The following is a 19424-nucleotide window of genomic DNA, read 5'->3' on the forward strand; positions in this document are numbered from 1 at the left end:
CGCGGCCTAGTGCGATGCCGCGTACGAGGCGAGGAACGCCTTCGTTCGCGGCTCCCGCGGCTTGCCGAGGACGTCGGCCGGTTTGCCTTCTTCGACGATCCGGCCGCCGTCGACGAACACCACCCAGTCGGCGACGTCACGGGCGAAGGGGAGCTCGTGCGTCACCAGGATCATCGTCATCCCGTCATCGGCCAGCTCCCGCATCACCCGCAGTACTTCACTGGTCGACTCGGGGTCGAGGGACGAGGTGGGCTCGTCGAACAGCAGTACGGACGGCCGGAGGGCGAGTGCACGGGCGATGGCAACGCGTTGCTGCTCGCCGCCGGACATCTGCTCGGGGTACGCGACGCCACGGTGGGCCAGACCGACGCGGCGCAGCAGTTTGACCGCGCGATCCAGTGCGTCTTCCTCAGAGACCCCGGCCTTGAGTTGGGCGAGCATGACGTTCTCGACAGCGGTCAGGTGCGGGAACAGGTTGAACCGCTGGAACACCATCCCGACCGATTGCCGCAGTTTCGCCAGGTTGCGAATCGTCACCCGGTCGCCGGCGAAGATGGTCTCGCCCGCCACCTCCATGGTGGCGTTGTCCGGTCGCTCGAGCAGGTTGACGCATCGGAGCAGCGTCGTCTTCCCGCCACCGCTCTGCCCGATGATCGCGACGATCTTGCTGTGATGAACGGTCAGGTGAACGTCGTCGAGGACCAGCCGCCCGTCGAACGACTTGCTGAGGTTCTCGATCCGTACGACGACCTCGGGCTGCTCCGGCACCACGATCGCGGTGGTCTCTTGCGCTGCGTCCGTCATACCGGAGCTCCTTTCTCGGCCAGCAGGGCTCGGGCGGCACGCAACCGGCGACGGCGTTTCGGCGACAGCGGTATGCCGGCCCGGATCCGCCGTTCGAGCCAGAGCAATCCCTGGGACAGCGGGTAGCACAAGGCGAAGTAGATCGCCGCGATGACGAGGTACACCTCGAGCGCGCGGAACGTCGCCGACGTGATGATCCGGCCCTCGGACATCAACTCCGCGGCGGAAATGGTGACCAGCAACGAGGTGGATTTCAGCAGGTCGACGAACATCGTGTTCGTACCGGGCAGCGCCGAACGCAACGCCTGGGGGAGGATCACCTGCGCGAAGGTGCTGACGCGGCCGAGCCCGAGTGCCTCGGCCGCCTCCTGCTGTCCGCCGTGGACCCCGGCGATCGCCGCCCGGAAGATCTCCGACAGGTAGGCCGCGTAGAACACGATCAGACTGACGCAGCCGGCCTCGAACACGCCCAGCCGCAACCCCACCGACGCCAATCCGAAGTAGGTCACGAAGATGATCGCGAGCAGCGGGATGTTCTTGAAGATCTCGGTGTACGCCGCTGCCGGCAGCCGCATGATCCGGTGTTTGCTCAACCGGAGCAGGGCCACGGCGAGACCGAGGACGGCGGCGCCGAGGAAGCTCGCGAGGGTGTAGGAAACGGTGCGCTGGAGTCCGTCGAGGAGGGCGGGCGCGTAGTCCGACCACGGGACCTCGAAGAGTTTTGGAAGCATCGGGGTCTCCTGTTCAGGTGGTCGGCGCTTGCCAGTCGGCGGGGCGGTCGACGCCGCGACGAGTGGCCGCGAGTTGCTCGGTGGGCTTGAGGAACTCGTCCGGCCGGCCGCCGTACTTCTCGATCAGCTTGGTCAGCTCGCCGTTCTCGTACATCTTCCGGATCTCCGCCGAGATCGCCTGCTCCAGCTTCGGCGACTGCTTGGGCAGGTAGAAGCTGGTCATGTACGGCCGGAAGTACTCGTACGCCGGCTGCGCCTTGACCTCCGCGTCGGTCGGGGGCGTCAGGTACTGCGTCTCGATCTTCAGTTCCGGCCGTTGTTGCTGTGCGGCCAGGATCAGCAGCGGATCCAGGAAGCCCACCTTGATCCGGCCGGCGCTGAGATCGTCGAAGACCCCGTTGCCGTCCGGGTACGCGTGCAGCTTCGCGCCGGGCACAGCCTGGATCGACTTGACCCACACGTACCCCTCGACCGTGCCGAGATCGAGACCGCGGAAGTCGTTGATCGTCTTGTACGACTCACCGGAGCGAACGGCCATCGCGGGCGGCGAGTAGTACGGCGGATCGGTGAACAGCCCCTGCTTCTGCCGATCCGCGGTCCACGCGACGCCGCCGATGGTGATGTCGACCCAGCGGGACTGGACCCCGGCGAGCATGCCGGCGAAGTCGGTGACCTCGGGCTCGATCTTGAGGCCCAGCTTCTCCGCGACGGCGTTCAGGATGTCGCTGTCCAGGCCGGTCAGCTTGTCGCCGGCGACTGAGGTGTACGGCGCGTACGGCTGGACGGCGACCTTCAGGACACCGGGTTGGATGGTGTCCAGGTTGGCCGCCGTACCGGAGACCGCGGCCGTGTCGTCACCGGAGCACGCGGTCAACGCCAGCAGGCCGGTCGTGAGAACACCGACCAGGCCGGTGGTCCATCGGCGAATGAAACGAGAGTTCGACATGCTCGGGGCCTTCCGTGACGGAGTCTCCGCGAACCGGAGGAAAGGGGTCGGCGAGGTTCGGGGGTGTCTCGCTGATTCCGATCAACGCTACGGATGCCTGGAGCGCCGGTCACCGGACGATAGATACGGAATCCGTTCACTTGTGCGCCATCCGGTCGTACGCTTCGTACAGCCCAGTCGCGAGTTGGTGGAGGAGGCGGTCATGCTCGCTGGATCGCTCGCACAGCAGATCGCCCGGGACACCTCCGACGTGATCGGGTACAACGTGCTGATCACCGACGACGCCGGCATCGTGATCGGCAGCGGCGACATCGGTCGCCTCGGCAGTTTCCACGAGGCCTCGGTCGAAGTACTGCGGTCCCGGCAGGCGGCCTGGCACACAGCAGCCGAGGCCGCCGAACTGCGCGGGGTCAAGCCGGGGATGACTCTGCCGATCCTGATCGACGGTGAGGCGGTCGGGACGGTCGGGATCACGGGCTCGCCGCGGCAGGTGCGCCGGTTCGGGTTGGTGGTCCGGCGGCAGACGGAGATCCTGCTGCAGGAATCACTCGAGTTGCGGTCCCGGTTGCTGCGCGAGCGCGCTCTGGAGGAACTGGTCCGCGATATTGGCTCCTTCGACCCGGACGTGCTGGATCCGGAGTTCCTGGTCGGCCGCGCGGCGGAGCTGGGCTACGACCTCACCGTGCCCCGGACGGTCCTGCTCGTCGACGTCGACGAGCCGATGCCGGAGCTGCTTCGCACGCTACGCGACGCGCTCGGGCCGAAGGCGCTGGTGGCGACGATGACGTCCGGGCGACTGGCGGCGCTGCCGGTGACCAAGGGCCGCTCGCCGTCGCAGCTGGCCACAGCCACCGCCAATGCCGTTGCCCGGCGCAACGACCTGCGATGCCGGGTCGCAGTCGGTGGTACTGGTGTCGGTGCGGCTGCTCTGCACGACGCATACGCCGACGCCGCGGACGCGTTGCGCCTTGGTCCGCGGATCGACCCGGGCGGTACGACGTACCTGATTGACGAGTTGCGCGGTCACCAGGTGATGGCGGCGGTCGGCCTCCGCGCCCGGTCCCGGCTGATGACGTCGGTGGCCGGCTCGCTCGTCGCCCAACCTGATTGGCCGGACCTGCGGCGTACGTTGATCGCCTGGTGCGAAAGCGGCTTCAACCTCGTCCGCACCGCCGAGGCGCTCCACATCCACCGCAACACCCTGATCTACCGGCTACAGAAGATCGAACGCCTCACCGGTACCCCGTGGCGGAACCACCGAGCAAACCTCACCCTCTACCTGGCCTGCCTAGCCAACCAACTGGACTAGCTGTCAGTTGGCGGGAAGGCCGTCGCAACGACCCCGAACCCCAGTACCAGCAATCCCAGAACTATTGCCCCGAGCGCCATCCGGTTCCTGCCCGGCGTACTGGGGGAGAGCAACCCGAGAACGATGCCGCCTCCGGCGATGACCAGCGGGAATCCCAGCCAGCCCGCAACGAACACCAGCGGCACGGCCAGTCCACTCAGCCAGAGCGCCCGTCGTGGTGCTTTGCTCAGGTCGACGATGGTCCGTGGCACCACCACCCAATTGATCAGACCGCCGCACACGAGGCTGACGGCCATGGCGATCACGAACGTCCCGGCGTCCACGGGGAACTCGCCGCTGCCCTCGTTACCCCAAAGGTGGTCCCACGCCATGAGGCCGGCCACCAGCACAAGGACACCCACCCCAACGACCCACGTAGTCCTCGTCGACTCGCTGGAGGGAACCGCAGAGGGTGTCCCCGTGCCCACAACAGCAGTCTACGCCGCTCCACCCATCCTGCACTGCCGCGTTTCTCCTTGTGGGTAAGGGGAAATTTGGTGGGGTCACGGAGTGTGACATATAATCGACAGTATGTTCGAGACGGATCTCACCGAGTTGTCGACGGCCGACCTGCTGGCCTCGGCCGCCGAGCAACGCGCCGAGGCCAACCGGCGCGAGGCCAGCCTCCTCGAACACGCCCTGGAATACGCCGACCGGCACCACCCCGACACCTGCCCGCCCCGCCCCGGCCGCCGCAGCTGGCAGGGCCGCGAACGATCCGTCGTGCTGGGTGGTGACGGCTGCCCCGAGGTCGCCGAGTTCGCGGCGGCCGAGTTCGGCGCGATGCTCGGCATCTCGGCCGGCGCCGCGGCCAACCTCATCGGGCAGGCCCTCGCCCTGCGGCACCGGTTGCCGTTCACCTTCGCCCGGGTCCGGTCCGGGGAGGCGACACCGTGGCGGGCCTGCCGGATCGCCACCGCCTGCCTGCCGCTGTCGCAGGAGGCCGCGGCGCTGGTGGACAAGCAGGTCGCGGCGATCGTGGACAGCGTGACCCCGCTGCGGTTGGAGAACATCGTGAAGGCGGCGAAGTGGCGTGCCGATCCCGACGCTGCCCGCGCGGCGGCCGAGGAGAAGGCGCGGGAACGCGGTGTATATGTCGCCCAGTCCGACGAGCACGGCACGAAGAAGGTCTACATCCGCGCCGCGTCCGGCGACGTGATCCGGTTCGACGCCACCATCGCCGGCCTCGCCGACGCGTTGAAGATCCTCGGCGACACCGACACCCTGCCGCACCGCCGCGCCAAGGCGATCGGCATCATCGCCGACCCCGTCTACACCGAGGAACTCCTCCGCCAGGCCCGCGCCCAGCTCCTCACCCAAACCGACCCCGGCCCGGAGCCCGCACCCGCCCGCAACTCCGGCGCCGAGCCTGAGTCCGAGTCCGGCGGTGAGTCCGAGCCCGGCCATCGGCCGGAGTTCGGGCCTGAGCCTGGGCCGGATGACCAGGCTGACCGCGACGCAGCACCTGAGCCCGGTAAACCACTCGGCGCCGCGGCGCAGCGGGCCTTCGACGCCCGCCTGGCGCAGATCAAACACGACGCCCACGCCGCCCACAGCGCAGCGTCCGGAGCTGGTGCGGGCCGTCGGGCGGGCGGTCGGGTGCGTCCCGGGCAGACCGAGATCTACGTACACCTGACCGACCACACCCTCGCCACCGGCGACGGGATCCTGCGGGTCGAGGGCCTCGGCCCGCTGCTGGCCAGCCAACTGGCCGAACTCGTCGGCCACGGCCCCTACACCGTCAAACCGGTCATCGACCTCAACGACGCCGTCGGTGTTGACTGTTACGAGATCCCGGACCGGATCCGGGAACGGGTCAAGCTGATCCACCCGATCGAGCAATTCCCCTACGGCACCCGCGAGGCCGACCGGTCCATCGACCTGGACCACATCCGCCCGTACGACCCCCTCGGGCCACCCGGCCAGACCGGCACCGACAACCTCGCACCCCTGAGGCGCTACGCCCACAGGGTCAAGACCCACGGCCGCTGGAAGGTCAGGCGCCTGGACCGCAAGACCCTGGAATGGACCACACCCCACGGCTACCGCTTCCACGTCACACCCACCGGAACCCACCGAATCACCGACCCCACACCAGACCCCTGACCCGCTGCCCCAGTCGAGCATGTCGGCGCAGCTATCGTGGGGCCGTGTCGACGCAATTGATTGTTCTCAACGGGGGATCCAGTTCCGGCAAGTCTGGCATCATTCGGTGTCTTCAGGCGGTCCTGCCTGAGCCTTGGCTGACGTTCGGGGCCGACAGCTTCGTCGATGCGCTGCCGGCCGCGATGCAGGCGTCGGACGCTGGGATCGATTTCGGTCTGAATGGCGAGGTGAGCGTCGGGCCGGTGTTCCGGAAGCTGGAGGCGGCCTGGGTGGCCGGCATCATCGCGATGAGCCGGGCCTGCGCCAAGATCATCATCGACGAGGTCTTCCTTGGTGGACAGGCCTCGCAGCGCCGATGGGTTGATGCCGCCGGCAACCTCGAGATCCTCTGGGTCGGCGTGCGATGCGACCCGGACGTTGCCGCGGGCCGCGAGATCGCCCGAGGTGACCGGACCGCCGGAATGGCCGCATTGCAAGCAGATGTGGTCCACCAGGGCGTCAAGTACGACGTGGAGGTGGACACCACCGACACCGAGGCAATCGACTGCGCTCACGCCATCGCCCGCCACGTCAAGTAGCCGGCGCTCGTGCGGCCGGAGTGGCGACCATCGTCGGCCGCCACTCCGTCCGGCGGCTGCTCGCTCAGCAGCTGCCGATGTCGTGGCTGTGCAGCGCGATCAGGTGCCCCTCACCATCGAAGTCGGCGTAGACCTCGGTGAGCACGTGCCCGTGGCAAAGATCGCCAAGGTGGACGCCCCCGATCCCGCCCTGGTCACTGGCCAACATCGGCAACCGCAACTTGGGCCGATCCTTCTTCGCAGCCGCGTAGTCCGTGGAGTTGTCGTCCATGGTTCCCCTCCAGTTTGCTCTGACCTTCCACTGAGCCAAGCCTCCGCCCATTCCTTCAGACAGCCTTAAAGGCGCCGTGATGCCTCGATCACACTCGGCCGTCGCCCGTTGCGAACCTACATACGCGTCTGTATGTTTCTGAGCATGAGGAGCGACCGGGTCACCCAGGCTGATCGACGGGCGCGGTCGCGCAACGCATTGCTCGAGTCGGCCGCGCGGGGCCTGTCCCGCTATGGCTACGGCAACCTGGTGCTCGAGCAGGTGGCAACGGACGCCGGGTATACCCGTGGCGCGCTGTACCACCAGTTCAAGGACAAGCAGGACCTGACGCTGGCCGTGCTCGAGTGGATCCTCCAGACCTGGACTGAGGAGGTCGGCGTCCTGGTCGAGAAGGAGTCGGAGCCGGTCGCGGCCTTGCTCGCACTCGCGCGCGGTCACGCGGTCTTCTGCCGACGGGACATCGCGCGGGTCGCGGTCGCGTTGCGGCTGGAGTTCTCCGGTCAGGATCACGTCATCGGGCGCGCGGTGGAAGACGCATACGAGCTGCTCGTCAAGCGCTGCGTGCGACTCATCAACGCCGGCCGCAAGGCAGGCGCTATCCCGCCCGGCCCGCCGACCCGATCCCTCGCTCTCGCTTTCCTCGGCGCGTTCGAGGGCGCCGTGATCGCACTCGACGGCCAGGCGCCGCACGACGAGCTGCTCGCGGCCCGCGCCGCAGCCGGAGTACTGGGACTCGATCCCCTGACCGCAACCCGCCGCCCCTGATCTGGAGGCCATGCGACATGAAGCTCCCCAAGACCGCACATACGGACCTGCCTTGGCGAATCCACGAGGTCGCGCCCGACTTCACCCTGTACGACGTGTGGGCGCTGCCGACCCCGGGAGGTCCGGACGACTTCCCGCGACTGGTCCGCCAGGTTGCCGGAGGTGACACGGCCGACAACCCCTCCTGGATCGCTCGCATCCTCTTCAAGATCCGCTGGAAACTCGGGGAGCTATTCGGCTGGGACGACCCCGATTCCGGCGTCGGCTCCCGCGTCCCACGGCTGCTTGACCGACTGCCGGCCGACCTGCGCGACGGTCCGCAGGGTCCCGAGCTCGACAAGCTCCCCTTCACCACGGTCTACCTGACCGACAACGAGTGGGCCGCCGAAATGGCCAACCGCACCGTCCACGCCGTGATGCACCTCAGCTGGGTCCCCGACGACGACGGCGGCTACCGCGGCCAGATGGCCGTCCTGGTCAAACCCAACGGCCTCTTCGGCAGGGCCTACATGGCTGCAATCGCCCCGTTCCGCCACCTGATCGTCTACCCACCCCTGATGCAAGGCATCGCCCGCGAATGGCAGGCGAGCTCGGCCCCGGCTGGTACGCCGCTCGCAAGGGCCAGGTCATCGTCGAAGTCCGCGACGAGTACAGCGAACTGACCAACGACGGAGCCAAGAGCATCCTGGCAGTCGCCCTCAACCGGCTCCCCTGACTGCCTGACGCACTCGGTCTGGTCAGCGCCGGCTAGTTGTCCTATTGTCGTATTTGAGTAGGACAATAGGGGAGGTCGGCCGTGATCGAGTTTCATCTCGACGGTCACTCGAAGGTCGCGACGTACATGCAGTTGGTGCAGCAGGTGAGGCAGTCGCTGCGGCTCGGGTTGATCGATCCGGGTGATCAGCTGCCGCGGGTGCGGGAGGTTGCGGAGGCGCTGGCGATCAACCCGAACACGGTGCTGAAGGCGTACCGGCAGTTGGAGCTCGAAGGGCTGGTCTCCGCGCGTCCGGGCGTCGGCACGTTCGTGACGCGGTCGCTGGCCGGTCCGTCGCTGGCGAACCAGGCGGCACTCCGGCACGACCTGATCGGTTGGCTCAGTCAGGCCAGGGCCGCGGGGCTGGACCAGGAGGACATCGTCGCCCTGGTCGAGACGACGCTGCGGGCCACGTTTCAGGAGGGGATAGCGGAAGCATGAGTACGGTGCTGGAAACCACCGGCCTGGGCAAGCGGTATGGCGGGACCTGGGCACTGCGGGATTGCACGCTGCGGCTCCCGGCCGGCCGGGTTGCCGCTCTGGTCGGCCCGAACGGTGCAGGCAAGACGACGCTGCTGCACCTCGCGGTCGGCCTGCTGCGGCCGGACGCCGGAACGGTCCAGGTTCTCGGCCGTACGCCGGCCGCCGACTCGGGACTGCTGACGAGGATCGGGTTCGTTGCCCAGGACTCGCCGCTGTACCCGGACTTCACGGTTCCGGATCTGCTCAAGATGGGCCAGAAGCTCAACCAGCGTTGGGATTCCGAGTTTGCGTCCGCCCGGCTCGAACGGCTGAGGATCCCGTTCGACCGCAAGGTCGGCAAGCTGTCCGGCGGCCAGCGAGCCCAGGTGGCGCTCGCCCTCGCATTGGCCAAGCGTCCCGAGTTCCTGCTGCTGGACGAGCCGGTGGCCAGCCTCGACCCGCTGGCCCGGCGCGAGTTTCTTCAGGCGCTGATGGGAGGGGTCGCGGATGACGGAACGACCGTGCTGCTCTCCTCGCATCTGGTGGCCGACCTGGAGCGGGTCTGCGACTACTTGATCGTGTTGCAGGAATCGCGGGTACAGGTCCTCGGCTCGGTCGATGACCTGCTCGCAGAGCACCAGGTGCTGATCGGTCCGCGTCGCGCGGCGGCTCAGGCTTCGCCGGCCGGTGTCGCGTCTGTGATTCGGGAGAGCCATACAGACAAGCAGTCAACGCTGTTGGTGCGTACCAACGGTCCGATCCTCGACCCCGCCTGGACCACCCGCGATCTGAGTCTCGAGGATCTGGTGCTCGCCTACCTCGCCGACCCGTCGGCCGGAGTACTGCCAGGGCCGTCGCCGCTCGGGATGGATTTGACGTCATGATCTGGATGACTTGGCGCCAGCACCGCCAGCAGGTCCTGTTCGTGCTCATCGGCATGGTGGCGGTGAGTGCGCTGATCCTGCCGACCGGGCTCAGGATGCACGACGTCTTCACGGACAGCGGCCTGGCGGACTGCCTCCGCCGGACCGGCGACGCCGAGTTCGTCACCGTCGGCCCCGGCTCGAACGACTGCGCCGAGCTCGCGAATCAGTTCCTGGCCAGGTTCGGGAATCTGCAGCCGCTCGCGGTCCTGTTCGCCGTACTGCCGTTGCTGGTCGGGTTGTTCCTCGGTGCGCCACTGGTTGCCCGTGAGGTCGAGCTCGGTACCCACCGGCTGGTCTGGACCCAGGGGGTCAGCAGGTTGCGCTGGGCAATGATCAAGTTCGGCCTGATCGGAACCGGCTGCCTCGCGATCGCCACGGCGTACACACTGCTGCTGAGCTGGTGGATCCGGCCGCTGAACGGGGCGAACGGCAGCCGCTTCACGGTGCTGATCTTCGACCAGCAGGGGATCGTACCGATCGGCTACACCCTGTTCGCGGTGGCGCTGGGCATCTTCGCCGGCACCGTGAGCGGGAAGGTGATGCCGGCGATGGCGACCACGCTGGTCGGCTTCCTCGCAGTACGGCTTCTCGTCGCCGGGGTGGCGCGGCCGCACTTCCAGGCCCAGCGGGAGCGCAAGTTCCCGGTCACCAGCCAGGTCGAGCCGAACCAGCTCAACGGCGACTGGATCATCCATGTCGGCATCTACAACTCGTCGGGCGTGCAGGTTGCGGCGAACCAGCAACGATCGTGCCGCCCCGAATCGCCGTCGCCTTCACCGAGCGCGACGCCGGCCGGGCCCACGCCAGAGGGTTGCGAGGAGGGCCTCTACAACCTGCAGATCTACCAGCCGGGCAGCCGGTTCTGGCTCTTCCAGACGATCGAAACCGGCATCTTCGTCGCGCTGGCCGCGGTGCTGGTCATCTTGGCCGTCTACCGAGTACGGCGCCGCATCTCCTGATGTATCTCCGGGCGTGCTGCTGACTCTGGTTAGTAGGGGATCTTCCAGAGGGGGAGCGTCATGGAGTTGCCGAGTGGGCCTGAGATCAGGACGTACCGGTACGTGCGGCTCGCGATGATCGCGGTGCTGCTGATGTTGGCTGTGTCGGTGGTGATCGAGCGGGTGAAGACGGACCCGGGTTGCTGGCAAGGATCGATCAGCGCGTACTACTACACGCCGGTCCATGCGGTCTTCGTCGGCGCGCTGCTCGCCGTCGCCGTCTGCATGGTGGTCCTCAAGGGGAACACGAATCTGGAAGACGTCCTGCTGAACCTCGGCGGCATGTTCGCACCGGTCGTTGCCCTGGTACCGACCCCGAATGCGGGCTCCTGCTGGTCGGAACGCGTTATGTTGACCGACGCGACACCGAGCATCGTCAACAACATGTGGGGACTCTTCGCCGCGGGTGGGCTCGGCATCGTGATCACGATCTGGCTCTGGCGGAAAGCAGAGCCGGGCGATTGGGATCAGCGGCAAACTATTGCCCTGGTCGTGTCGATCGGCATCTTCGTCGTCGGACTCATCTGGTTCATCGGGCTCCGCTCCAACTTCGAGGCCAACGCTCACTACTGGACCGCCGTTCTCCTGTTCGTCATGATCATCTGGATCGTGTTCCAGAACGCGAGGCAATCACGGAACAGTCCCGAGGCCGAACGGCGGCTAGGGCCCTGGCCGCCTCGTCTGTACTTCGTGATCGCCGGCCTGATGGCGGTATGCGTCATCCTCGGCTTGGTGGGATGGAGAGCTGACTGGAGGAACGTGGTGTTGCTGGTCGAGGCGGCGTTGATCCTGTTGTTCTTGGCCTTCTGGGCGATTCAGACGGTGGAACTCTGGGATCGAGGCCTGCGCGCGGACCCGAGTGAGCCCGAGGCGAAACACCTGAAGGTGCCGACTCCGTGACAGCCTGGGGACCTGAGACGCTGAGTGTGCGGGACAAGGTTTGCTTCTTGCCCGATGTGGCCGCGCGACTGGGCTCCACGCTCCTCGGACTGGCGGCGTACCGGCTTGGCAAACGAGGACCATCGCTGTCGCCGAACCTGGATCCTCCGCCGACGCCCTGGGCGACAACAGCCGAGTCCCACGGCCGCGACGTACTGTGGCGCGAGTTCTATGACCATTCCCTTCGTACGTGGTGCTTCGGCCTTGCCCTGGCAGAAGCCGACGGCATCGGACTCGATCGGGAACTCTTCTACGTCGCGGCGATGCTGCACGACGTCGGGCTCCGGAAACCGACAGCCGATCGATGCTTCACGTACGCCGGAGCCGAGGCCGCCGAATCAACAGCACCACCCCACACGCCACGGGACGAAATCGAGCAGGTCAAGACCGCGATCCTCGCCCACATCGACATCCGAGCGCCCAAGGACCCTCTCGGCCACTACCTCCAAGCCGGATCCCTGCTAGACCTCGCCGGCACCCGGATCACAGCCGTCGACCCAGAGATCCTGTCTGAGGCCTGTACCAAGTGGAGCCGAGCCAACTTCCCCGAAACGTGCCGATCTCTTTGGCTCCAGGAATGCCGACGCTCCCCCCACGGCCGAGCCGCCTACGCCCGCCGCCCAGGCTGCCTCCTACTAGCGACCCGGCTCAACCCTCTCGACTGGAAACAGCGCCCTGTACGTGGATGACTCCTACTTGGTCTTCGATGTCGATTTGGGTTCCGAAGGGTTTGGAGAGTTCTTGTAGGCGGTTGAGAATGCGTAGCGCCGATTCGGCCGGAGCGAGGGTGGGGATTCCGCGATCTGCGTCTCGGGCGGGCGACCAGTGGAGTTCGATGGGGTGGAGGCGTACGTCGTACAGGTTGCCGTGGTTGCTGTAGCGGCATACGGCGACGACGCTCTCGTACCAGATGCGCTCCTTGAACACGCCGTAGACCCGTTTGTGCTCAAGGAACTCTGCTTCGGTGATCGACTCGGCCCGGTCGTCTTCGGCGATTCGTCGGCAGTCCGATGTGAACGCCTTCTCGTATCCGTCAGGTGTGAGCGGCTGCTGGGTGTTGATCATGAAGAAGAAGTTGCCGAGCGAGTAGAAGATGGGTCGCTGTCGGTAGATCTCGATGCCGCGCAGCTGGTGCGGGCCGTGCCCGACGAACGCGTCGGCGCCGTTGTCGATGGCCTGGCGGGCCAGCACGGTGAGGAAGTCGGGCGGTTCGGGGCTGTAGTTGCCTGGTTCATGGGTGTGCATACCGAAGACGGCGAAGTCGGACGTCTGCTTTCCTTGGCGGAGGTTTCGCAGGATCTCGGTCCGGTCGTGGTCGTGCATCGAGAAGGTGAACTCGATCCCGCTGCCGGCGACGGGGTTGGCGACGTACGTCGTTCCGAAAAGGGTCACCGAGCCGGTCGTCTCGTCGGTTGCCACGATTGACGGGCGGATCGAGCCTGACGGCTGGGAGTCGCGGATCGCCGCGAGTTGCGCGAGTTGGTCTGGTGCGACCTGCACGTATCGGGTTGTCCTCAGCGCACTGACACCGGGCCTGCCACGAATCTGCCCCAACGGGTTGGCGGCGCGCGACATGACTTCGAACCTCGATGCCGCCGCGACCATGCTGACCCGACCCGCTGGAACGTGCAGGAACCTCGGCGATCTGGCCTCAGCGAGCGTCTGACCGGTACCGGCGTGCACGATTCCCGCCTTGTCCAGAAGATTGTCGGTGGATCGCATGCCCTGTACGCCGAAGTCCGTGGTGTGGTTGTTGGCCCGGCTGAGGAGGTTGAAACCCATCGCCGCAAGGTCCTGTGGGACCCTCGGCGAGCTGATCACCCAGGCTCCGCCGGCCTCGGCTTCCGGCCAACCGCCGAACTCGGCCAAGTCGATCGCTGTGCTCTCGAAGTTCCCCACCGTGACGTCGGAACTCTGCAACAGTTCGACGAGTTCCGGTGACTCGCGCTGAAGCCGTGGCAGCAGTACGTCGTCGATCAGCAGATCGCCGGTCGCCGCCAACGTGAAGCCGTCCGCCACGGCGGCATTCCGCCACGACTCGTCGAGCATGCCTTCGTCGAATGAGCTCATTCGTCGGCCCCCAGGACCCAGAGGTTCAGGTGTGACGGGTGGTCGCCTTCCATGTGGATCCGGTTCGTCGCGATCGTCGTACGGCGGCTCTGGGCCTCGGCCACACCGGTGTTGGAGTTCACGTCGAACCGCGGGAAGTTGCTGGAGGAGACGTCCAGCCGGATCCGATGTCCGGCGCCGAAGAGGTTGGCCGTGTCCGGGGCCGAGACCTCGACCTGGTAGACGTGCCCGGGGGACAGCGCCTGAGGTTCCTCGAACGACGCGTGGAACCGGCAGCGGAACACGCCTTCGGTCAGGTTCATGGCGAACCCGTGCGGGTAGTCCTCGTTCGGTGGGTGGACGTCGATCAGCTTGATGGTGAAGTCGGTGTCCGGAGCGCTCGACGAGACGAAGAGCCGCGCGGATACGGGTCCGGCGACGGCGACCGGTTCGTCCAGGGGCGCGGTCACCAGGCTGACGACATCGGGTCGGGTGTTCAGCGGCAGATAGGGCCTGATCGCACCGAAGACCCGGCTGTCGGGCGTCTGGTCGTACGCACCGCCGCTCATCACCGGCTCGCCCGACGTGACCTGCCCACCTATCGTCGGGACCGGGTCACGCGGATCGAAGTCGTACTCGACTCCGGCCACCAGTTCTTCCGGCCGCTGCTCGGAGAGGTTGCCGGAGGCATGCAAGTAGAGCTGAACGGGCCGTGCGGAAGTCGGCGGCCAAGCGGTGTCGGTGCGCCATTCACCACCGTGGCGCATTCGGCCCGCCTCGTTGCGTCGGCCGTCGCCCCCGCCCATCAGGAAGTACTGCACCTTCGGCATGCCGGCCGCCGCTCGGCCGATCGCCTGGTCGAACCAGCGGCGGCGGAACGACAGGTAGGACTGGTCGACATTGCCGGACAACGTCGAGGTGGGTCCGAAGTCGACGTCCCCCGCGTACGGCGTACAGCGTCGGCCGTGTGTCCACGGACCCATGACCAGGAACGTCGGGGACTCGTTCCGCGTGGTCAGCGACCCGAAGTTCTCGATCGTGGACCGCACATACGGGTCGTACCAGCTGCCGAGGTGCATGGTCGGGATGTCGGGGTAGCGCGAGTAGGACTCCCGGCTGTAGATCGCCGGGAGCCGCCAGAAGTCCGAGAACCGGTCCTGGCGCCATTGCTCGAGCAGGTACTCCTCGTACTCGGGCACGAGGCTGAGCGGTGAGGTGCCCGGTCTCCACGGCAGCACACCGAACCAGTCGCGCAAGTCGATCTCTGCCAGGGCCGCCGCGAGCAGCGTGTCCCTCACGACCTCAGGGCTCTGCTTTGCGTGCTCCACCGCCCAGGTCACCTGTTTGAGCTCGAACGCCCCGCCCATCCGGCTGCCTGCCTCGTATGCGCTGGAGAGCCCGCCACAATCCTGGAACATGGCCGTCAACGCCTTGGGGGACTCCGTGGCCGCGGCGGCTTGGACGTGTGCGGAGTACGACGTCCCGGTCATCATGACCCGGCCGTCGCACCAAGGTTGCGCGGCGATCCACTCGATCGTGTCCGCGCCGTCGGGACCTTCACTGAGGTACTTGGTGAACCGGCCACCCGAGTCGCCACGACCACGGCAGTCCTGACGTACGACGTGGTAGTCGCCGTCGACGAAGTACTGGGCGATGTCCTCGGGCTGCGGTACGGGCTCGTCGTGGTGGTTCTCGTCGGATCGGCGCTGCTTGCGTCGGCCGTACGGCGTCCGTTCCAGGATGACCGGCCGGGGCGATGGGTCAGATTCGGCCGTGTAGCGGTCGGCGACGAGGGCGACACCGTCACGCATGGGGATCTGGAGGACGGTTCGGTACAGCTCACGGCCCGGAAGCCGTCCCGGTGAGACGTCGGTGAGCGCGGGCCGGGTCACGAGCGCGACTCCGCGCCGATGCCGGCCGGCTCGGTCTCGGGATGGTGGCAGGCGACGAGCGTTGGCGTGTCGTACGCCGTCAACGTGGGTTCCTCCTTCGAACAGTCTTCCTCGGACTTCCAGCAGCGCGACCGGAACGCGCACCCCTCGATGCGGTCCGCCGGGTCTGGTGGATCGCCGCTGAGGACTATCCGTTTCCGCTGGCGTTCCAGCCGCGGATCGGGCATCGGGATGGCGGACAGCAGTGCGCGGGTGTACGGGTGGCGCGGGAAGGTGTAGACGTCCTTCGCGGCGCCCGTCTCGACGATCAGGCCGCGGTGCATCACGGCCACCCGGTGCGACAGTTGACGGACGACGGCCAGATCGTGAGCGATGAACAGGTAGCTCAGGCCCTGGTCGCGCTGCAGTCGGCTGAGCAGACGCATGATGCCGGCCTGGATGCTGACGTCGAGAGCTGCGACCGGCTCGTCCAGCACCAGCAGTCTCGGTCGCAGCGCGAGCGCTCGCGCGATGACCACCCGTTGTCGTTGTCCGCCGGAGAGTTCGTGCGGGTAGCGGCCCGCCAGCTCGGGGCCGAGATCGACCGTCACGAGGAGTTCGGTGACCCGTACTGCGATGTCGGGCCGGGCCCAGCCATGAACCTGCATCGGCTCAGCGAGAAACGCCTCGATCGTCATCCTGGGGTCGATGGCCGAGTACGGATCCTGGAAGACGATCTGCAGCTCCTGGCGCAGTGGGCGCAACTGCCGCCGGGACAGGCCAGTGATGGACTTCCCGCGGTAGCGAACGTCTCCGGAGGTCGGCTCGATCAGCCTCAGCAGGCATCGGCCCACTGTGGATTTCCCCGATCCCGACTCGCCGACCAGCGCCAGCGTCTCTCCTTCGCGGATGGAGAAGGAGACCCCGCCGACCGCGGTCAGTTCCTTGCGGTGATTCACGGGATAGGTCTTGACCAGGTTCGATACCTCGATCATCTGGACTTCCTCTCCTGGGCTGCCGCCACGGTCTCCGCGCGAAGGCATGCGACGCCGTGTCCAGGACGTAGGTCTTGCAGCGGTGGGTCGTCGGTCAGGCATGTTTCGGCCGCCCAGGAACACCGGGGTGCGAAGGAGCAGCCCACGTCCACGCCGGCCGCCGAACGGCTCGTACCCGGGATCGGTTCAGGCTCGTAGTCGGCCAGGTCGATCCTGGGAACGGCTGCCAGCAGGCCCTGCGTGTAGGGATGGGAATTGCGGTAGAAGAGCTCGTCCACGGTGCCCCGCTCGACGATGCGGCCGGCGTACATCACCGCGACGTCATCGGCGACACCAGCGACCACGCCGAGGTCGTGGGTGACGAGGACCAGGCCGGTCTGTTGCTCACGGCAAAGATCAGTGAGCAGCTCGAGGATCTGGGCCTGGACGGTGACGTCCAGCGCCGTGGTGGGTTCGTCGGCGACCAGGACCGACGGCGAGTTCGCCAGCGCGATGGCGATCATCACACGTTGGCGCATACCGCCGGAGAACTGGTGAGGGTAGTCGTCGAGGCGGCGTACGGCTGCGGGAATGCCGACCCGGGCCAGCAACTCACCCGCACGGGCGCGGGCCTGCCGACTGCTCAATCCCTGGTCGTGCACCAGGAGGGCTTCGGCGACCTGTTGCCCGACCGTGTGTACCGGGTTCAGGCTCGTCATCGGGTCCTGGAATACGATCGCCACGTCTTTGCCGAGTCGCCGGCGGAGCTTGGCGGAACTGAGGCTGAGGAGGTCGACGCCGTTCACCATCGCTGTCCCGGTCGTGCGAGTTCCGGGAGGCAGCAGACCCAGCATGCCGAGGACGGACGCGCTCTTGCCGGAGCCCGACTCACCTACCAGTGCCAGCACCTTTCCTGGCCGGACGTCGAGGTCCAGGCCGCGGACGGCGGGCACGTCCCGGCCGTCGGCCCGGAAGGTCACCGTCAGGTCGCGGACCCGCAGCCCGTCGGTTGTCCTCGTAATACCCGGCCCCATCATGCTCGGCCTCCTGAACGCCTTGTGTCGAAGGCGTCCCGCAGACCGTCGCCGACGAAGTTCACGCACAGGCAGATGACGAGCAGGACCACGCCAGGGAAGTAGAAGAGCCAGGGCCTGCTCGACGAAGCGGTCTGTCCGACGGCGACGAGCTTGCCGAGCGAAGTGTCCGGTGGCGCGATGCCGAAACCGAGGAAGGCGAGCGAGCTCTCGAGCAGGATCGCCGTCACCACCAGCAGCGTGGCGCTCACCGCTATCGGACCGACGGCGTTCGGGATCAGGTGCTTGACGATGATGCGTACGTCGCTGGCTCCGATCGCGACCTGGGCCTGGACGAAGTCCTGCTCCCGCAGACTCAGCACCGTACTGCGCACGACCAGTGCCACGGTGGGCCACAGGAACAGAGCGATCAGGATAGCGACGAGGAACCAGTTGCCGCCGCGCTGCGAGATCGAGTTCGCGGCGGCGAGAAGTACGGCGAGAACGGGGACCACGAGCACCAGGTCGGTCATCCGGGACAACAGTGTGTCCACCCAACCTCGGTAGTAGCCCGCCACTGTCCCGATAAGGACTCCGATGAACGTCGAGAGGGCGGCCACCACCAGGGCGATCTGGATCGACTTCTGCGAGGCCCGGAGTACCTGGGAAAGCAGGTCGTGCCCGATGGCGTCGGTCCCCATCCAGTGCTCCGCGGAGGGAGGCTGGGAGTAGTCCTCGGTGAGCTCGGCGAAACCGTACGGCGTGAAGTGCGGACCGATCAAGCTCGCCCCGAAAACGAGGACCAGCACAACGGTGCCGGCCATGGCAGCGCGATGGCGAACGAAGCGCCGCATCGCCAACCGGAGCTGGGATCGCGACTGCCGTGGCGCGCCCGTCAGGAGAAGTGGTTCAGGCATGGCGAATCCTCGGGTCGAGCAGCGCGTAGACGATGTCGGCGACGAGGTTGAACACCACGACCGCACCGGCCGCGATCAGCAGCCAAGCGGTACTCAGCTGGACATCGCCTTGTTGCAGGGAGGTGATGAAGAGGCGGCCCAGGCCGTTCCACGCGTACACGGTCTCGATCACGATCGATCCGTTCACCAAGGTGGCGAAGTCGACGGCGACGATCGTGGTCAGCGGGATCAACGCGTTGCGAAGGCCGTGTCTGAGCAGAACGGATCGCTCCGGAACGCCCTTGGCCCGTGCGGTTCGCATGAAGTCCGCGCCGAGGATCTCCAGCATGCTCGCGCGCTGATACCGGCTCCAGGCGGCGAACGTCACCAGTACGAGCGTCAAGGTCGGTAGGACCATGTGCCCGGCGCGGTCGGAGATCGTGTCCAGCAGGCCGGTCACCGCACCGGATCCCCGCTCGCCGACCGTTGTGAAGATCACGTGTCCGGTCGCCTCGTTGAGCCTGATCGCGAGGTCCTTGAGCACCCCGGCGAGGAAGAACACGGGCATGGAGAAGAAGACGAACGCGGCGAAGGTGGCCGAGTAGTCCCAGACGGTGTAGCGGCGTACCGCTGACAGCACGCCGACGACGACGGCCAGCAGAATCGCGACCACGGCCGCGGCGATGACCAACCGCAGGGTGACACTGAAGGCCCGCGTGAGCTTGTCGGCTACCGGCTCACCGTCCAGGGACAGGCCCAGGTTGCCTTGCAGAACGTTGGTGATCCAACCGAGGTAACGGACGATGAGCGGCTGGTCGAGGTTCAACGCCTCCGAACGCGCGGCGATGGCCTCGGCGGACACGCCCGGCTGCTCCCGCAGCCGGGCGAGGGGGTCGCCGGACAGGGCGACCAGGCAGAAGACCGCGAAGCTGGCGACGAGCATCATCGGGACGGAGGCGGCCAGCCGTTTCAGGATGTAGCGGAGCATGACTG

Annotated in this window: 21 protein-coding genes; 10 read left to right on the plus strand and 11 right to left on the minus strand. The window is 67.0% G+C overall.

The window, feature by feature from the left end; translation table 11 throughout:
- Positions 1-6: 6 nt before the first annotated feature.
- From EV643_RS24000 to EV643_RS24010, 3 genes are read right to left on the minus strand one after another with little or no spacing between them, the layout of a single operon-like run.
- Positions 7-804: an amino acid ABC transporter ATP-binding protein gene (locus EV643_RS24000; protein ID WP_133802387.1), complete on the minus strand. Its 798-nt coding sequence runs from the start codon at positions 802-804 to the stop codon at positions 7-9.
- On the minus strand, positions 801-1535 hold the full coding sequence (locus EV643_RS24005) for an amino acid ABC transporter permease (RefSeq protein WP_133802388.1): 735 nt from the start codon (positions 1533-1535) through the stop codon (positions 801-803). The genes EV643_RS24000 and EV643_RS24005 overlap by 4 nt, the downstream gene beginning before the upstream one ends.
- A 13-nt stretch (positions 1536-1548) precedes the next feature.
- Complete coding sequence (locus EV643_RS24010) at positions 1549-2481, minus strand: substrate-binding periplasmic protein (RefSeq protein WP_133802389.1); 933 nt, start codon at positions 2479-2481, stop codon at positions 1549-1551.
- A 202-nt stretch (positions 2482-2683) separates the two neighbouring features.
- Here EV643_RS24010 and EV643_RS24015 point away from each other — a divergent pair, with 202 nt between their 5' ends.
- Entirely contained in the window at positions 2684-3790 is a 1107-nt protein-coding gene (locus tag EV643_RS24015; RefSeq protein ID WP_133802390.1) for a CdaR family transcriptional regulator, read from the plus strand.
- Here EV643_RS24015 and EV643_RS24020 read toward each other — a convergent pair.
- The gene (locus EV643_RS24020) at positions 3787-4191 is read right to left on the minus strand and encodes a hypothetical protein (protein WP_133802391.1); all 405 of its coding nucleotides are present in this window, start codon (positions 4189-4191) and stop codon (positions 3787-3789) included. The two genes, EV643_RS24015 and EV643_RS24020, sit on opposite strands and share 4 nt — an antisense overlap.
- 169 nt (positions 4192-4360) lie before the next feature.
- Here EV643_RS24020 and EV643_RS45030 point away from each other — a divergent pair, with 169 nt between their 5' ends.
- The gene (locus EV643_RS45030; protein ID WP_202869733.1) at positions 4361-5935 is read left to right on the plus strand and encodes a DUF222 domain-containing protein; all 1575 of its coding nucleotides are present in this window, start codon (positions 4361-4363) and stop codon (positions 5933-5935) included.
- 44 nt (positions 5936-5979) lie between these two features.
- A complete protein-coding gene (cpt, locus tag EV643_RS24030; protein ID WP_238165754.1) occupies positions 5980-6513 on the plus strand; it encodes a chloramphenicol phosphotransferase CPT in 534 nt (177 codons plus the stop codon).
- Between the two features lie 64 nt (positions 6514-6577).
- On the opposite strand, the gene EV643_RS24035 is transcribed toward cpt, so the two are convergent.
- Complete coding sequence (locus tag EV643_RS24035) at positions 6578-6784, minus strand: hypothetical protein (RefSeq protein ID WP_133802393.1); 207 nt, start codon at positions 6782-6784, stop codon at positions 6578-6580.
- Positions 6785-6928: 144 nt separating this feature from the next.
- Here EV643_RS24035 and EV643_RS24040 point away from each other — a divergent pair, with 144 nt between their 5' ends.
- The 7 genes from EV643_RS24040 (at position 6929) to EV643_RS24070 (ending at position 12317) form a co-directional block, all read left to right on the plus strand.
- Positions 6929-7549 carry a TetR/AcrR family transcriptional regulator gene (locus EV643_RS24040; protein ID WP_133802394.1) on the plus strand — a complete coding sequence of 207 codons (621 nt, stop codon included), beginning with the start codon at positions 6929-6931 and terminating at the stop codon, positions 7547-7549.
- 17 nt (positions 7550-7566) lie between these two features.
- Positions 7567-8211, plus strand: a complete 645-nt coding sequence (locus EV643_RS24045) for a DUF2867 domain-containing protein (RefSeq protein WP_133802395.1) — start codon at positions 7567-7569, stop codon at positions 8209-8211.
- 134 nt (positions 8212-8345) lie between these two features.
- Positions 8346-8744, plus strand: coding sequence for a GntR family transcriptional regulator (locus EV643_RS24050; RefSeq protein WP_133802396.1), 399 nt, complete (start codon positions 8346-8348; stop codon positions 8742-8744).
- On the plus strand, positions 8741-9649 hold the full coding sequence (locus EV643_RS24055; protein WP_133802397.1) for an ABC transporter ATP-binding protein: 909 nt from the start codon (positions 8741-8743) through the stop codon (positions 9647-9649). Before EV643_RS24050 ends, EV643_RS24055 begins: the two co-directional genes overlap by 4 nt.
- A complete protein-coding gene (locus EV643_RS24060; protein WP_133802398.1) occupies positions 9646-10650 on the plus strand; it encodes an ABC transporter permease in 1005 nt (334 codons plus the stop codon). Before EV643_RS24055 ends, EV643_RS24060 begins: the two co-directional genes overlap by 4 nt.
- Positions 10651-10710: 60 nt before the next feature.
- Positions 10711-11589, plus strand: coding sequence for a hypothetical protein (locus EV643_RS24065; protein ID WP_133802399.1), 879 nt, complete (start codon positions 10711-10713; stop codon positions 11587-11589).
- Positions 11586-12317, plus strand: a complete 732-nt coding sequence (locus EV643_RS24070) for an HD domain-containing protein (protein WP_133802400.1) — start codon at positions 11586-11588, stop codon at positions 12315-12317. The genes EV643_RS24065 and EV643_RS24070 overlap by 4 nt, the downstream gene beginning before the upstream one ends.
- Here the strand turns inward: EV643_RS24070 and EV643_RS24075 are convergent.
- From EV643_RS24075 to EV643_RS24100, 6 genes are read right to left on the minus strand one after another with little or no spacing between them, the layout of a single operon-like run.
- Positions 12277-13698, minus strand: coding sequence for a CapA family protein (locus tag EV643_RS24075; protein ID WP_133802401.1), 1422 nt, complete (start codon positions 13696-13698; stop codon positions 12277-12279). The two genes, EV643_RS24070 and EV643_RS24075, sit on opposite strands and share 41 nt — an antisense overlap.
- Positions 13695-15569 carry a CocE/NonD family hydrolase gene (locus tag EV643_RS24080; protein WP_202869734.1) on the minus strand — a complete coding sequence of 625 codons (1875 nt, stop codon included), beginning with the start codon at positions 15567-15569 and terminating at the stop codon, positions 13695-13697. Before EV643_RS24080 ends, EV643_RS24075 begins: the two co-directional genes overlap by 4 nt.
- Positions 15566-16543 carry an ABC transporter ATP-binding protein gene (locus tag EV643_RS24085; protein WP_238165755.1) on the minus strand — a complete coding sequence of 326 codons (978 nt, stop codon included), beginning with the start codon at positions 16541-16543 and terminating at the stop codon, positions 15566-15568. Before EV643_RS24085 ends, EV643_RS24080 begins: the two co-directional genes overlap by 4 nt.
- Complete coding sequence (locus EV643_RS24090; protein ID WP_166665553.1) at positions 16540-17559, minus strand: ABC transporter ATP-binding protein; 1020 nt, start codon at positions 17557-17559, stop codon at positions 16540-16542. The genes EV643_RS24085 and EV643_RS24090 overlap by 4 nt, the downstream gene beginning before the upstream one ends.
- Positions 17556-18452, minus strand: coding sequence for an ABC transporter permease (locus tag EV643_RS24095; protein ID WP_133802403.1), 897 nt, complete (start codon positions 18450-18452; stop codon positions 17556-17558). Before EV643_RS24095 ends, EV643_RS24090 begins: the two co-directional genes overlap by 4 nt.
- A complete protein-coding gene (locus EV643_RS24100; RefSeq protein WP_166665554.1) occupies positions 18445-19419 on the minus strand; it encodes an ABC transporter permease in 975 nt (324 codons plus the stop codon). Before EV643_RS24100 ends, EV643_RS24095 begins: the two co-directional genes overlap by 8 nt.
- Positions 19420-19424 lie beyond the last annotated feature (5 nt).

It is taken from the genome of Kribbella caucasensis, from assembly GCF_004361855.1.
Taxonomy (GTDB): Bacteria; Actinomycetota; Actinomycetes; order Propionibacteriales; family Kribbellaceae; genus Kribbella; species Kribbella caucasensis.